This is a genomic window from Pseudomonas pergaminensis (assembly GCF_024112395.2).
Classification (GTDB): domain Bacteria; phylum Pseudomonadota; class Gammaproteobacteria; order Pseudomonadales; family Pseudomonadaceae; genus Aquipseudomonas; species Aquipseudomonas pergaminensis.
In genome coordinates this window covers 1,387,274-1,402,427 of the sequence record NZ_CP078013.2, presented here as the reverse complement: position 1 = coordinate 1,402,427, position 15,154 = coordinate 1,387,274, and the positions used below count along the sequence as shown (strand labels likewise).

15 protein-coding genes are annotated in these 15,154 nt (G+C 59.6%); 3 read left to right on the top strand and 12 right to left on the bottom strand.

The window, feature by feature from the left end; all coding sequences use genetic code 11:
• Positions 1-139: 139 nt before the first annotated feature.
• Positions 140-2,785 (bottom strand): phosphoenolpyruvate carboxylase, encoded by a 2,646-nt coding sequence (ppc, locus tag KUA23_RS06285; RefSeq protein ID WP_099493719.1) that lies wholly within the window; start codon positions 2,783-2,785, stop codon positions 140-142.
• A 185-nt stretch (positions 2,786-2,970) separates the two neighbouring features.
• Here ppc and KUA23_RS06280 point away from each other — a divergent pair, with 185 nt between their 5' ends.
• The 3 genes from KUA23_RS06280 to lptF all read left to right on the top strand — a co-directional run bounded on the left by KUA23_RS06280 (position 2,971) and on the right by lptF (position 4,868).
• Complete coding sequence (locus KUA23_RS06280; protein WP_252993592.1) at positions 2,971-3,327, top strand: pilin assembly protein; 357 nt, start codon at positions 2,971-2,973, stop codon at positions 3,325-3,327.
• Between the two features lie 289 nt (positions 3,328-3,616).
• Positions 3,617-4,027 (top strand): DUF4398 domain-containing protein, encoded by a 411-nt coding sequence (locus KUA23_RS06275; RefSeq protein ID WP_173390380.1) that lies wholly within the window; start codon positions 3,617-3,619, stop codon positions 4,025-4,027.
• A gap of 55 nt (positions 4,028-4,082) precedes the next feature.
• A complete protein-coding gene (gene lptF / locus KUA23_RS06270) occupies positions 4,083-4,868 on the top strand; it encodes a lipotoxin F family OmpA-related lipoprotein LptF (RefSeq protein ID WP_078047179.1) in 786 nt (261 codons plus the stop codon).
• A 189-nt stretch (positions 4,869-5,057) separates the two neighbouring features.
• On the opposite strand, the gene KUA23_RS06265 is transcribed toward lptF, so the two are convergent.
• The 11 genes from KUA23_RS06265 to KUA23_RS06215 form a co-directional block, all read right to left on the bottom strand.
• Positions 5,058-5,330: a hypothetical protein gene (locus KUA23_RS06265; RefSeq protein ID WP_252993591.1), complete on the bottom strand. Its 273-nt coding sequence runs from the start codon at positions 5,328-5,330 to the stop codon at positions 5,058-5,060.
• A 171-nt stretch (positions 5,331-5,501) separates the two neighbouring features.
• Complete coding sequence (locus tag KUA23_RS06260) at positions 5,502-5,978, bottom strand: hypothetical protein (protein ID WP_214496532.1); 477 nt, start codon at positions 5,976-5,978, stop codon at positions 5,502-5,504.
• Between the two features lie 218 nt (positions 5,979-6,196).
• On the bottom strand, positions 6,197-6,379 hold the full coding sequence (locus KUA23_RS06255) for a hypothetical protein (protein ID WP_099493717.1): 183 nt from the start codon (positions 6,377-6,379) through the stop codon (positions 6,197-6,199).
• A 110-nt stretch (positions 6,380-6,489) separates the two neighbouring features.
• The gene (locus tag KUA23_RS06250) at positions 6,490-6,816 is read right to left on the bottom strand and encodes a PA3694 family proteiin (protein WP_069022076.1); all 327 of its coding nucleotides are present in this window, start codon (positions 6,814-6,816) and stop codon (positions 6,490-6,492) included.
• On the bottom strand, positions 6,813-7,718 hold the full coding sequence (locus tag KUA23_RS06245; protein WP_078047177.1) for an alpha/beta hydrolase: 906 nt from the start codon (positions 7,716-7,718) through the stop codon (positions 6,813-6,815). The genes KUA23_RS06250 and KUA23_RS06245 overlap by 4 nt, the downstream gene beginning before the upstream one ends.
• Positions 7,719-7,874: 156 nt before the next feature.
• Positions 7,875-9,152, bottom strand: a complete 1,278-nt coding sequence (locus tag KUA23_RS06240; RefSeq protein ID WP_078047176.1) for a flavohemoglobin expression-modulating QEGLA motif protein — start codon at positions 9,150-9,152, stop codon at positions 7,875-7,877.
• 21 nt (positions 9,153-9,173) lie between these two features.
• Positions 9,174-9,722, bottom strand: a complete 549-nt coding sequence (locus KUA23_RS06235) for a hypothetical protein (RefSeq protein ID WP_078047175.1) — start codon at positions 9,720-9,722, stop codon at positions 9,174-9,176.
• Between the two features lie 16 nt (positions 9,723-9,738).
• On the bottom strand, positions 9,739-10,455 hold the full coding sequence (locus KUA23_RS06230) for a TetR/AcrR family transcriptional regulator (RefSeq protein ID WP_252993590.1): 717 nt from the start codon (positions 10,453-10,455) through the stop codon (positions 9,739-9,741).
• Between the two features lie 106 nt (positions 10,456-10,561).
• A complete protein-coding gene (lysS, locus tag KUA23_RS06225; protein ID WP_078047173.1) occupies positions 10,562-12,064 on the bottom strand; it encodes a lysine--tRNA ligase in 1,503 nt (500 codons plus the stop codon).
• Positions 12,065-12,145: 81 nt separating this feature from the next.
• A protein-coding gene (gene prfB, locus KUA23_RS06220; protein WP_099493714.1) for a peptide chain release factor 2 occupies positions 12,146-13,241 on the bottom strand; the annotation gives its coding sequence in 2 pieces (ribosomal slippage) (positions 12,146-13,168 and positions 13,170-13,241; 1,095 coding nt in all).
• 897 nt (positions 13,242-14,138) lie between these two features.
• On the bottom strand, positions 14,139-15,140 hold the full coding sequence (locus KUA23_RS06215; protein ID WP_078047172.1) for a response regulator: 1,002 nt from the start codon (positions 15,138-15,140) through the stop codon (positions 14,139-14,141).
• Between the last annotated feature and the right edge of the window lie 14 nt (positions 15,141-15,154).

Genomic DNA, 15,154 nt, shown 5'->3' with positions numbered 1-15,154 from the left:
AAAGTCGCAGGAACCCGCGCCGTGCATGCGTCATAGGTAGGGTGTGCCTGGGTGCAACCCGGCCCTGTAAACGTTGACCGCCCCTTTCAGGGCGGTCGTTTCGGTTGGCTCGCAAGCCGTTGAGAACACGTAAAAAACCCTAGCCGGTGTTACGCAAACCGGCGGCAATACCGGCCACGGAGACCAGTAGCGCCTGTTCCAGAGGGCTGTCCTGTGCCGCTTCCTGCTGGCGCGAGCGGGCCAGCAACTCGGCCTGCAACAGGTGCAAGGGGTCGAGGTAGGTGTTGCGCAGGCGGATAAACTCCAGGGTATCAGGGCTATGGGCCAGCAGTTGCGACTGGCCAGTCAGGCCAAGCACCACGCTGCACGCCTGCGACAATAGGTCGCGCAGATGCGCACCCAATGGCAGCAGGTCGGGCTGCACCAGGCGCTCGTCATACAGGCGGGCGATGTCGGCATCGGCCTTGGCCAGCACCATTTCCAGCATGTCGATGCGGGTACGGAAGAACGGCCACTGCTCGCGCATTTGCCCCAGCAGCTCGCCTTCGCCGCGCTCCAAGGCCTTGCTGAGTGCCGCTTCCCAGCCGAGCCAGGCGGGCAGCATCAAGCGGGTCTGGGTCCAGCCGAAAATCCACGGGATCGCGCGCAGGCTTTCAATACCGCCCGCCCGACGCTTGGCGGGGCGACTGCCCAACGGCAAGCGGCCCAGTTCCTGTTCCGGGGTGGACTGGCGGAAATACTCGACGAACTGCGGATTTTCCCGCACCACGGCGCGATAGGCGCTGACCCCGTCCGCTGCCAATTCGTCCATCAAATGGCGCCAAGCCGGCTCGGGCGGCGGCGGAGGCAAGAGCGTCGCCTCCAAGACAGCGGCCAGGTAAAGGTTGAGGTTCTGCTCGGCGATATCCGGCAACCCGAACTTGAAGCGAATCATCTCGCCCTGCTCAGTGGTGCGGAACCGCCCCGCCACCGAACCCGGCGGCTGCGACAGGATCGCCGCATGCGCCGGGCCGCCGCCACGGCCCACGGTGCCTCCGCGACCGTGGAACAACAGCAGCTCCACTTGTTGCTCGCGGCAAATGTCCACCAACCGCTCCTGCGCCCGGTATTGCGCCCAGGCGGCGGCGGTAGTGCCGGCATCCTTGGCCGAGTCCGAATAGCCGATCATCACTTCCTGCGGCCCCTGCAAACGCGCGCGATAGCCTGGCAGCAGCAACAATTGCTCGATCACCGGGCCGGCATTGTCCAGGTCGGCCAGGGTCTCGAACAGCGGCACCACGCGCATTGGCCGTTGCACGCCCGACTCTTTAAGCAGCAGTTGTACCGCCAACACGTCCGACGCAGCACCCGCCATGGAGATGACGTACGAGCCCAACGATGCAGCGGGGGCTGCGGCCACTTCCTTACAGGTGTTGAGTACTTCGGCGGTGTCGGCCGAGGGTTTGAAGTAGCTCGGCAGCAGTGGTCGACGATTGGCCAGTTCCTTCATCAGGAAGCTGATACGCGTCGCTTCGTCCCAGTCTTCGTAACGACCGAGGCCGAGGTAATCGGTGATTTCAGTCATGGCGGCCGAATGACGGCTGGAGTCCTGGCGCACATCCAGGCGCACCAGGAACAGACCGAACGTCACTGCACGCCGCAGGCAATCGAGCAGCGGGCCATCGGCGATCACGCCCATGCCGCACTCGTGCAACGACTGGTAGCACAGCTCCAGCGGCTCCAGCAGGTCGCGGTTGTTCTGCAGCACTTCGCCAGGCGCGGGCGTGCTGCTGCTCAGCGCCGTGTGGGCCCATTGGCGCGTGGCCCGCAGGCGTTCGCGCAATTGCTTGAGCAGGGCGCGATAGGGTTCGACGCTGTCACCGACCTTGGCCTGCAATGCCGGGCTGGCTTGCTGCATCGACAGCTCGGAAGCCAGGTGGTCGATGTCGCGCAGGTACAGGTCGGCCGCCATCCAGCGCGCCAGCAACAACACTTCCCGGGTGACCGGCGCGGTGACATTCGGGTTGCCGTCACGGTCACCGCCCATCCACGACGCAAAGCGGATCGGCGCCGCCTCCAGGGGCAAGCGCAGGCCGGTGGCGGCGTGCAGGGCCTGGTCGGCCTTGCGCAGGTAATTGGGAATGGCGTGCCACAGCGAATGTTCGATGACCGCAAAGCCCCACTTGGCTTCGTCCACCGGCGTGGGCCGGGTGCGGCGGATTTCTTCGGTGTGCCAGGCCTCGGCGATCAAGCGTTGCAGGCGCTGGCGGATCTGCTCGCGCTCCGCTGAGGTGAGGTCGCGGTGATCCTGCAGCGCCAGTTGGGCGGCGATGGCATCGTATTTCTGGATCAGGGTGCGGCGCGCCACTTCAGTAGGGTGGGCGGTGAGGACCAGTTCGATCTCCAGGCGCCCCAACTGGCGGGCCAGGGATTCGTTGCTGTGGCCTTCGGCTTGCAGACGCGCCAGCAGCTCAGGCAATACGCGGGATTCAAAGGGCGCCGGTTGCGACTCATCGCGCCGGTGAATCAGTTGGTATTGCTCGGCGATGTTGGCCAGGTTGAGGAACTGGTTGAAGGCCCGGGCGACGGGCAGCAGTTCGTTTTCCTGCAACTGATTCAGACGGGAGCTCAGCTCATCCCCCGCCGCCTTGTCGGAAATGGCTCCGCGGCGGTCAGCCTTGGCGCCTTTGCGGATCTGCTCGATCTTGTCGAGAAAATCATCGCCGTACTGGTCTCGAATGGTGTTGCCCAACAGCTCACCCAGCAGGTGAACATCCTCACGCAAGCGTGCATCGATATCACTCATCAGCCAATCTCCAGCCAGAAATCCGGGACGCGCAGGTCTGCCAGAGTGCCGCCAGCATCGTTTTATGACAAGACTTTAAACCTTGTGAGTTGCAGCTAGTCTCAACACTGAGTCGCCTGTGTTTATCCATGCACGCGACTGGTCACTCATCACTGCCTGCCATCGCGGGCTCCATTGAGGTTGCCATGAAAATCCGAGAACTGGCCCAGCATTGGGAAGAGAACGCCAAGGGTCGCTTGACCAAGACCGAGTACGCCATCCACCTGGACGTGGAGTCTGCCGCGAGGCTGGCGGCGATTGCCGAAATGTACCCCAAGCGCCAAACCGAAGAATTGCTCGGCGAGCTGATCGGCGCCGCCCTTGAAGAGCTGGAAGCCAGCTTTCCCTACATCAAGGGCCAGCAGGTGGTCGCCACCGACGAAGAGGGGGACCCGCTGTACGAAGACGTCGGCCCTACCCCGCGCTTTTTGACGCTGTCGCGACGCTATCTGCATGACTATCTGCATGATATGTCGGCCAGCAGCGACGAACAGAAACACTGAAGCCACTCCAGCAAAACCCTTGTACGCCGGGCCCTTCGCGGGCCAGGCGTACCGCTGCGCAACGCAGAAGTTCCAACTTTTTTACCCTGACCAATCAGTCAGATATTTTTTTAGGCAAATCGCCATCTTCTCTGAACTTTTGAAAAAAGCCTCCGGTCACAGCCAGTAAGCCATCACTTGGAACGGTCGTTTTAAAGGGCAATTTGTGCTTTACCGCCAAGGCCCCAACCGCTGACCAGTGACATGGATTTTGATGTATTTCAGGAGTTATCCAATGGAGTTGAAGACGATGAAGACCAGCACTGCCAAATCCTCGTTTAACCATCTGCGCGGGCTCAAATTGGCCGCGCTGGCAATCGGCACCAGCTTCGTTCTGGCAGGTTGCGCCGGTAACCCGCCGACCGAGCAGTACGCGGTGACCCAGTCCGCAGTGAACAGCGCTGTCAGCGCCGGCGGCACCGAGTACGCGGCTGTAGAAATGAAGTCGGCCCAGGACAAGCTCAAGCAAGCCGAGATTGCCATGCACGACAAGAACTACGACGAAGCCCGCCGCCTGGCTGAACAAGCCGAGTGGGACGCTCGCGTCGCAGAGCGCAAATCCCAGGCCGCCAAGGCTGAACAAGCTGTGAAGGATTCCCAGAAGGCTGTTGATGAGCTGCGTAAGGAAGGCATGCGCCCGGCTGCTATCCAGCAGAAGTAAGACGCACCCCTTGACCGCATCGCACCTGATATCGAATTGAAAGGACGACACGACTATGCGTAAACAATTGATGATCCCTGCCCTGCTGGCGATGAGCGTTGCACTGGCGGCCTGCTCCACCCCGCCTAACGCGAACCTGGAAAACGCACGGACCAACTTCTCGGCCCTGCAGACCAACCCGCAAGCCACCAAGCTGGCGGCACTGGAAACCAAGGACGCCAGCGAATGGCTGGACAAGGCTGACAAGGCCTACCGCGACAAGGAAGACGAGAAGAAAGTCGACCAGTTGGCCTACCTGACCAACCAGCGCGTTGAAGTAGCCAAAGACACCATCGTGCTGCGCGAATCCGAAGCCAAGCTGAAAAATGCCGGTGACGAACGTGCCCGCGCCCTGCTGGACGCCCGTGATGCACAGATCAAGCAACTGCAAGACAGCCTGAATGCCAAGCAGACCGATCGCGGTACCCTGGTAACGTTCGGTGACGTGCTGTTCGCCACTAACAAATCCGACCTGAAATCCAGCGGTCTGGTGAACATCACCAAACTGGCTCAGTTCCTGCGCGACAACCCGGACCGTAAAGTGATCGTCGAAGGCTACACCGACAGCACCGGTTCCGACTCTTATAACCAGAGCCTGTCCGAGCGTCGTGCGTCTTCCGTGCAACGCGCACTGGCTCAGCAAGGCGTGGACATTTCGCGCATCGTGACCCAGGGTTATGGCAAGGAATACCCGGTTGCCGATAACGGCAGCGTTTCGGGCCGTGCCATGAACCGCCGCGTTGAAGTGACCATCTCCAACGACAACCAACCGGTCAAGCCACGGTCTTCCGTCGCTAACTGATCGATAGGTGCAAAAAAAGCCCCGCCTGAATAGGCGGGGCTTTTTCGTTGTGTCTGACCCCAGGCGAAAGCTCTTCAGCACTTGATAACTGACTTAATTACTAGAGTAACCCGCTGTACGATTGCCGTTCTGCCCCGAATTAATGTAACTGCTAAAGCCCCCGGAGTTACCGTTATTGCCATAGTTACCTTAATTGCCATAGTTGCCATGGCTACCGTGACGATTGGGTGAAGTCACCCGCAGCCCATCTATCTCATTACCATTGCGCCCATGATTTTCATAGCGACTATGTGCGCCACCATTTCCGTTATTGCCATAGTTACCATGATTGCCGTTATCACCGCCGCCATACCGGCTGCCCCACGCACGTTGCTCGGCCGCAGGCCTCCAAGCCTGTTCATCGGGATAACGTGCGTAAAATGCATTGCGGTATTCATAGTGCGAGGCTAATAGCTGAGTCATCTTGACACCTTCTCTATTCCAGTAGACTGATGGGTTACACGTTCGCAATATAATAAGCGGCACTGTTCAGTCCGAATTACATCACCCCCATTAATTGGTGCCTTATTGGCAACCGGTTCATTTCGAATATTCTAGAAAATAAGTCAACGTTTGAAAGGGTGCGCCACTGCTTCAGGGCTGATTACCTTGCCTCAGGCCATTACGGGAAGGCCCGGCGCCTGCGGCGATTCGTTGATTACCGTTTATTCCGTGGTTGGAATAACCACTGTGACTCCCGCTGTTACCGTTATTTCCGTAGTTACCAAAATTGCCGTTATTCATGCTGCCATGGCCGCTATTGACATGCACACCCACTTGAGCTGACTTCACATCCCTGACGCTCACGTAGTGAATGTTGAAGATGTAGTTGTTATGGGTGACTGTAAGCGGCCGCTTCGATTCCAGCGGCTGACGCCAAGGTGCTCGCCCCATGTGCTGGGCTATCCCGCGATTCGGCGCTTGAATGCCGGCATACCTGGGTCGCTGGCTCGGTTGATAACTGGGGTAATGGCTTGCGTTGCCGCCACGGCTCCAGCCCATACTCTGTCCCGTGACAACGTTCCATGCCGTGGACATGGTCGTGAGGGTGTTCATGACTGCCGTGTTCATCAACGAGTCCAATCTCATCGCTATACTCCAAATGTAATTTCCCACGCGCCGGATTTAATCTCCTGACCGATATAGCAGTGGTCTCCCGCCGCTATCAGTTCCGTGCGGTATACCTTGGTAATAAATGATGGAGTGGCGCGACCCGCTTTCTCACTGATGCTGATGGATCAATTGAGCAGAAATAAAAAACCCACCAGAAGCGGTGGGTTTTTTCACGTTTAGAATGTGATCGGACGCTTATCGTTCTCGAAACCCGCACCTGCAGGTTTCTCTTTGCACTGCTCCCCCTGTTCCTTTTGCGCGATGTCATCGATGCCCCCGCCAAGTGCTTCAACCAGCGCCTGCATCCTGGACATTTCCAACCACCTGTCTATCGCACTTATCTCACCCAACTTGACCATGACTCTCCCCTTGCTGGCGGTCCGCGACGACCCATCACGAACGTTGACGAGCCATTGAGTGGTCGGTCAGGCAAAACGGTTCCAAATATTTCAGACGCGATGCGCCCGGATCACTGCTGGAGCTGTGGTGTCTCCTGGCCCATGCACCGCACCGCCTGTTTCTTATTATTCACCAGCACACCGCTCAGGCCTTTCTGCTCGGTGTCGAACATCACCAGCACGCCATCCACACACTGTGCCACTTGCGCTGCCGGGGTCAGGGAGATCTTGTAGTCCTCGCCTGGCACGGTCTTGAGCAGGGTGAAATCGCTGAGCAGCAACGCATCTTCCGGCTTGGCGAAGTGCAGGTAGCCGTAGTACCACAAGCAACCGACGGTACCGATGATGGTGCCGATGCCGGTGAGGATCAGCGGGATCATGTTGCGTTCTTCGCTCATTGCGGGTTCTCTGATGAATCAACGTTAGGAATGGGGTAATTCGGAATTTCGCCCAGGCGACGCAAACCGTTGAAGTGTTGCGGGTCATCCAGGTAGCGCAGCATCACGGTTTGCCAGGTCTTGTCGGCAAAGGTCTGTACATGCCCGCCCCGGGTCAGTTGCAATACCCTGGGTGGTGGCGCGGCCTGGTACAGGCGGATGCCATTGGCCACGGGCACGATCGGGTCATCCAGGCTGTGGAACAACAGCTTCGGCACACCCGTCAGCTGGGGCATGGCATGGATCGCACTGTCGGCGTCCGGGACCAGCCAGGACAGCGGCACCTGAAACGGCCATGTTAACCACGAGGTGCTCAGGGCGAATTGTCCTACGTCACGATAACTGGCAGGCACGCCGTCCAGCACCAACGCCTTGAGCTGGGCTTGGCGCTCCGGGTGAGCGGCCAGGTAGTGCACCGCCAACGCCCCGCCCAGGCTTTGACCGAGGACTATCAGCGGCTGGCCCTGGGTTTCAGGCGCCTTGTCGATCCAACTGAACGCCGCGTCCACATCCTGATAGATCGCGGGTAACGAGGGCTTGCCTTCCGACAAGCCATAACCGCGATAGTCCAGCAGCAGCACTTGGTAGCCTTGCTCCGGCAACCACCAACTGCCACCGAGGTGCCAGGCCAGATTGCCGCCGTTGCCATGCAGGTGCAGCACCGTGCCCTTGAGCGGCACACCAGGCTTGGCCGGCAACCACCAGGCGTGGAGCTTCACACCATCGGCGGTGGTCAAGGTGACGTCGCGATATTGCAGATGGGCTTTTTCCGGCGTGAATGGCAGGCCGGGTTCGGGGTAGAACAGCAGTGAGCTGCAGCCGTTCAATGTGAGTAGCAGGCAAAGAATGCCGAGGATTCTCATCCGTTGAAGCCTCGCTATTATTCGAAATTTTAAATCTTTCAGAGATTCAAATGTGGGAGCGGGCTTGCTCGCGAAAGCCGTGTATCAGTCAACTTATGTATATCTGATGTACCGCTTTCGCGAGCAAGCCCGCTCCCACAGGTCGATCCGGTTTGGTCAAAGGATATTCGAGTAATCCGCCTCGATCCGGTCCAGGCTCAAGTGGTTGAGGAAGTTGGAGAAGCACATCCACGCCGCCAGCGCGTTCATGTCACGGAACTGCTCGGGCAGGTACTTGGGCGGCACCACCAGGCCTTCATCGACCAGTTGGCGCAGGGTACGCATGTCTTCCAGGGTGGTCTTGCCGCAGAACAGCAGCGGCACTTGTTCCAGCTTGCCTTTGCGCACGGCGAGCTGGATGTAGTTGTAGACCATGATAAAGCCCTTGAGGTAGGACAGGTCCTTGGTAAACGGCAGACCGGTCGGCACCGAGCCACGGAATACGCGACTGGCGTTGCCATAGCTTTCGGCCATCTCAAAGCCTTGCTCGCGGAAGAACTCGAACACCTGCAGGAAGTCGGCGCCCTCTTCCACCATGTGGATAGCGCGGGTGCGGTTGGTCAGCTTGCGCAGGCGACTCGGGTAGGAGGCGAAGGTGATGATCTCCATCAGGATCGCCAGGCCTTCCTGGGTCACGGTGGACGACGGCGGGCCCTTGGACAGGAAGGTGCAGATCGGCTGGTTCTGGCCATTGAGGGTGGTGCCCACGTGCACCAGGCCCTCATGCACTTCCAGGGCGCGAACGTCGCGGTCGTTGAACATCGCGTCGGCGCGGATCTTGATGTAGTCGGCACCCGCCGCGGCGTCGGCGACGATACCGTCGGACTCGAACACGCGGATGGTTTCTTCGGCCTCGCCGAACACCTTGTTCAGGCGAGTTTGCAGCAAGGCGACGGCGTCCTTGGCGGTGAGGGTCTTGGCCTCATCCTTCAAGTCGCCACGTCCATCGATGTTGTTCAGGTAGTCAGACAGCATCAGGCCCAGGTCGGCCAAGGTCGGGTCGCCGGCGTGAAACGCATCGGAGGCCGCGCCGTACAGCTCCTGGGAAATCAGGCCGAAATCCTCGGTGCCGCGCGCTTCGAGCATGCGCACCACCATGCGGTATTCCTTGCACATGCGGCGCATGATCTGCCCCACCGGGCTGAACTGGCCGAGACGGCGGGTGATGTCACGCTCGATGTTCTGGAATTCCAGCTTCACCGCGCTGGAGTCGAAGGACAGTGGCCGATTGAGGTAGTAGTCGCGGTTCACCGCCGGCATTTCCTTGCCCTTGGCCTTGAGGAATCCCTGGCGAATGTTTTCGTCCCACTTCACGGCGTCGAGGACGCGAATCGGTGTTTGCGCCAGCACAATGCGATCAGACAAGGTGCGTATCGTCTGCTGGTAATCGTCCACCCGGTGCTTCCCCTTTAAACGTTATTTGCCCGCGCGCCGGTAGCGCACGGCTTCCACGAATACATCGGCATTGGCCGGGTCATCCAGGTACGCAAACACCTGGTCCAGAGGGCTGTCCACCAGCACCCCGGCGCCTTCGACGGTTTGCACAGTACTGCCATGCAGTGACTTTTGGCCTATCGCTTGATGAATCTGCTCAAGGTCGAGGTTGTAGACCACCAATTCGTGCTTTTCGTCGATTTCAAACCCAGCGAGAATGAAATGCCCACCCAGCTTGGCCGGCAACGGCGCCGACAGGTACCAGCGATCACCATGGCGCGACACACTGAACAGGTACTCATCACGCTGCTGCGGCTTGGCTGTAGGGTAGCTTACGGCTTTGTAGCGGTGTTCACCGACGCGCGTGATTCGCAGGTTGAGCGGCTCGCCCCAGGCATTCTTGCTCGACCACTGGCCCAGCAGGGCTGGCGGTGCGGCTTCATGGGCCGGCAGCGGGTCCTTGAAGGTCACCAGGCAACCGCTGAGCAGCAGGAACGACAAGGCGATTACAACCCTACGCCAGGTTTTCATTGGACATCCCCCGGTGTCAGACCGAGGCCAACACCAAATGCATGTAACGCTTGAGGATCTCAAGCATCTCTTCACCGGTCAGAGGCTCTGCGCCGCCCAGCAGGCCCTGATATTCCATCCGACTGATTATCGCCGTCAACACTTTGGCATCCTGCTGTGGCTCACGCGAGCCCAACACCTGGAAAAACTGCCCCGTGCCCTGCAACAGAATCTGCTGGTGGGAGCGCACCAGTTCCGCCAGGCGCGGGTTGAGCAAGGCTTCCTGGCGGAACGCCTGCTCGGCCATCAAGTGTTCACGGCGATTGGTCAGTTGGCGCTGCACGTAGTCGGCGGTCAGCCGTGCGATGTCATCGGCCAGTTGCGAGCGTGACTGCGGGCTGCCATCACCGTAGGCGACCATTTCACGCAGCAGGCCCTCGTTACGCACCCACAACTTGCCCATGAAGGCGGCGCTGCGCTCGACGTATTGGGCGAAGGTATCGGTGAGCAGGTCATCGATGTCCTTGAAATAGTAGGTGGTGGCCGACAACGGCACCCCCGCCTCCGCCGCCACCGCGCGATGGCGCACGGCCCGCACGCCGTCACGCACCACAATGCGCATGGCCGCATCGAGAATGTCTTGCCTGCGCTGCTCACTGCCCCGACGGCTGGCCTTGCGGCCCTGGTACTGGACGCTTTCAACCACGGCAGCAGCAATGCCAGCGGCGCCTTCTTGAGCCATTACGCGGTTCACGACACACATCCTTGAAAAGATCAAAACCTGGCGCTGTTTGCTTGACGCTTATAGACGCCCCATAAAAAAGCCGCCTTATAAAAGGCGGCTTCGGATTTCGCTACGGTTACGCTTGTGGCCGCATGTGCGGGAACAAGATCACGTCGCGGATCGACGGCGAGTTGGTCAGCAGCATCACCAGGCGGTCGATGCCGATCCCTTCACCGGCGGTTGGCGGCATGCCGTATTCCAGGGCACGCACGAAGTCAGCGTCGTAATGCATGGCTTCGTCGTCGCCGGCGTCCTTGTCCGCCACCTGGGCCATGAAGCGCTCGGCCTGGTCTTGCGCATCGTTGAGCTCGGAATAGGCGTTGGCGATTTCACGCCCACCGATGAACAGCTCGAAGCGGTCGGTGACGTTCGGGTTGTCATCGTTGCGACGGGCCAGCGGCGACACTTCGAACGGGTACTGGGTAATGAAGTGGGGCTGTTCCAGCTTGTGCTCGACCAGCTCTTCGAAAATCATCACCTGCAATTTGCCCAGGCCTTCGAAGCCCAGCACCTTGGCACCGGCTTTCTTGGCGATCGCACGGGCCTTGTCGATGTCGTTCAGGTCGTCGGCGGTCAGCTCAGGGTTGTACTTGAGGATCGAGTCGAATACCGACAGGCGCACGAAGGGCTCGCCGAAGTGGAACACTTTGTCGCCGTACGGCACGTCAGTGCTGCCCAGGACCAACTGCGCCAGTTCGCGGAACAGTTCTTCGGTGAGGTCCATGTTGTCTTCGTAGTCGGCGTAGGCCTGGTAGAACTCCAACATGGTGAATTCTGGGTTGTGACGGGTCGAGACACCTTCGTTACGGAAGTTGCGGTTGATCTCGAACACTTTCTCGAAGCCGCCAACCACCAGGCGCTTGAGGTACAGCTCCGGCGCGATACGCAGGAACATTTCCATGTCCAGCGCATTGTGGTGGGTTTCGAACGGTTTGGCTGCGGCACCACCGGGGATGGTTTGCAGCATCGGCGTTTCCACTTCCAGGAAGTCACGCTTCATCAGAAAGCTGCGGATGTGGGCGATGACTTGCGAGCGCACGCGGAAGGTCTGGCGCACGTCTTCGTTGACGATTAGGTCAACGTAGCGCTGGCGATAGCGCTGTTCGGTGTCGGTCAGGCCGTGGTGCTTGTCCGGCAGCGGGCGCAGGGATTTGGTCAGCAGGCGCACGCTGGTCATTTCAACGTACAGGTCGCCCTTGCCGGAACGGGCCAGGGTGCCTTCGGCGGCAATGATGTCGCCCATGTCCCAGGTTTTCACCGAGGCCAGGGTTTCTTCGGACAGGGTCTTGCGGTTGACGTAGACCTGAATGCGACCGGTCATGTCCTGGATCACCATGAACGAGCCACGGTTGAGCATGATGCGACCTGCCACCTTGACCGGGATCGCAGCCTCTGCCAGCTCTTCCTTGGTCTTGTCCGCGTACTGCTTCTGCAAGGCATCGCAGTAGTTTTCGCGGCGGAAGTCGTTGGGGAAGGCATTGCCCTTGGCGCGCTCGGCAGCAAGCTTTTCCTTGCGCAGGGCGATCAGGGCGTTTTCTTCCTGTTGCAGGGCTTGCGGGTCGAGTTGTTGGTCGCTCATGTCTTTTGAAATTCCATCACAGATACGTTTTCCCCAGCCTTCGGCTGGGGATCGCGGGCAAGCCCGCTCCTACAAGGTTCTTTAGAGGCCGGATTTCAGGCTGGCTTCCAGGTATTCGTCGATATCGCCGTCGAGCACCTTGTCACAGTCGCTGCGTTCGATGTTAGTGCGCAGATCCTTGATCCGCGACGCATCCAGCACATAAGAGCGGATCTGGTGACCCCAGCCGATATCCGACTTGGTGTCTTCCAACGCCTGTGACGCGGCGTTGCGTTTCTGCATTTCCTGCTCGTACAACTTGGCCCGCAGCATTTTCATGGCGGTGTCCTTGTTGGCGTGCTGGGAACGTTCGTTCTGGCAGCTGACCACGGTGTTGGTCGGTACGTGGGTGATACGTACGGCCGAGTCGGTGGTGTTCACGTGCTGGCCACCGGCACCGGAGGAACGGTAGGTGTCGATACGCAGGTCGGCCGGGTTGATCTCGATCTCGACCTTGTCGTCGATCTCTGGCGAGACAAACACCGCAGAGAACGAGGTGTGGCGACGGTTGCCGGAGTCGAACGGGCTCTTGCGCACCAGGCGGTGCACGCCGATCTCCGTGCGCAACCAGCCAAAGGCGTATTCACCCTTGATATGCACGGTCGCGCCCTTGATACCGGCGACTTCACCGGCGGACAGTTCCATGATGGTCGCTTCGAAACCGCGCTTGTCAGCCCAGCGCAGGTACATGCGCAGCAGGATGTTGGCCCAGTCCTGCGCCTCGGTGCCACCGGAACCGGCCTGGATGTCCAGGTAGGCGTTGTTCGGGTCCATTTCGTGGCTGAACATGCGGCGGAATTCAAGCTTGGCGAGGTTTTCCTCGAGACGGGCCAGCTCGGCGACGACATCGCCCACTGCGCCTTCGTCGTTTTCTTCGACGGCCATGTCCAGCAGGTCACGGCAATCGGCCAGACCGGTGTTCAGTTCGTCGAGGGTATCGACGATCTGCGCCAGCGCAGCGCGCTCGCGGCCCAGTTCCTGGGCGTATTCGGGTTTGTTCCAGACACTCGGATCTTCAAGCTCGCGATTGACTTCGGTCAGACGCTCATGCTTTTGATCGTAGTCAAAGATACCCCCGAATAGTTTCGGAGCGCTCGGACAGGTCCTTGATGGTGTTAAGGATCGGGTTGATTTCCATGGCGGGCAGCACTCGTTGGCGAACTTTTGAAAGCCGGCGAGTATAACGGGAAATGGGGGGGAGCGGCAGCCCGCTTGGCGAAAAGGCGTTGGGGGTGGGCTTTACGGGGTACATATCCGTTGCTGCGGTAACGGCTGGTATTGGTTCCGCTCTTACAGCGGGTCACTTTTGAAAAGAGCCCAAAAGTAACCAAAAGGCTCTTGCCCCAACACTCGGCACCTCGCCTAGGCTCGGTGTGCCCGTAATCCGACAGTGATTTGGGGGGCCGCCGCCACGCGCCATCCATGGCGCGGGGCGGCTAAACCGGCATCCCTGCCGGTTTACCCCCCAAATCCCTGCCGAATTCCGGCCAGCGTGTTTAACGGGGCGCCTAAGATCAAGATCAAGATCAAAAGCAAGAGCACAGCGGCCTGACAGCCGGCTTGAGTGGTGTAGAGCAAAAGCAAAGGCAAACGCGGTTCATCGTAGGAGCCGGCTTGCCGGCGATGGTCGTTAACGATGATGGGGATACATCTGGATAAACGCGGCGATCTCACGTTTTTCGCCGGCAAGCCGGCTCCTACAATGGACCACGTATCCACGATGCGAAGCGAGTCGCTCTTGATCTTGATTTTGATCTTAGGCGCCCCGTCAAACACGCTGGCCGAACGCAGGCTTGAATCCGTGGGTAACCCGGCAGGACGCCGGGTTAGCCGCGCTGGGCCAAGGATGGCCCAGCGCGGCGGCCCACGGATTCAAGCCGGAGTGAGGGCACACCGAGCCTAGGCGAGGTGCCGAGTGTTGGGGCGAAGCGTTTTTGGTTACTTTTTGCGCTTTTCAAAAAGTGACCCGCTGTAAGAGCGGAACCAATACCAGCCGTAACCGCAGCAACGGATATGTACACAGCAGCGCTAAGCCCTACTCAATCCCCACCTGATTCCGCCCATTATGCTTAGCCGTATACAACCCCTTATCCGCCGCCATGATCAATTGACGACAATCCGTCCCCTGCACCGGCGTCATAGTCGACAGCCCAATACTGATAGTCAGACTCGCCCCCTCAGTCGGCGCGTTGTGCGGAATCTTCAGAGCAGCCACCGCCATGCGCAGCTTCTCGGCCACCAACCGCGCCCCGCCCGGCGAGGTGTTAGGCAGCACCAGGGCAAACTCCTCACCGCCATAGCGCGCCGGCAAATCCGAAGGCCGACTGCTCGCCTCACGAATGGTCGCCGCCACCTTGCGCAACGCCTCATCCCCTTCAACGTGCCCAAAACTATCGTTATAGGTCTTGAAGAAATCCACATCAATCATCAACAACGACAACTGAGTCTGGTCACGCATGGCCCTACGCCATTCCAGTTCCAGGTATTCGTCAAAGTGGCGACGGTTAGACAGCCCGGTGAGGCCGTCGGAGTTCATCAACCGTTGCAGCACCAGGTTGGTGTCCAACAATTGCTGTTGGCTGACCCGCAGCGCGCGGTACGCCGCATCCCGTTGCAACAGGGTCATGTAGGAGCGCGAGTGATAGCGGATACGCGCCACCAGTTCGATATTGTCCGGCAGCTTGACCAGGTAATCGTTGGCCCCCGCCGAGAACGCCGCGCTCTTGATCAGCGGATCTTCCTTGGTGGAAAGCACGATGATCGGGATGTTCTGCGTGGCCGGATGGTTGCGGTATTCGCGTACCAGGGTCAGGCCGTCAAGGCCAGGCATCACCAGGTCCTGCAGGATAACGGTCGGTTTGATACGGATCGCCTGGGCGATGGCCTGGTGGGGGTCGGCGCAGAAATGGAAGTCGATGTTTTCTTCATGGGCCAGACCACGCCGCACGGCTTCGCCGATCATGGCCTGGTCGTCGACCAGCAACACCATGGCGGCGTTTTCGTCGGTCTTGATGTCGTCGATCTGTAAATCATTCATGTGCAGTCACCTGA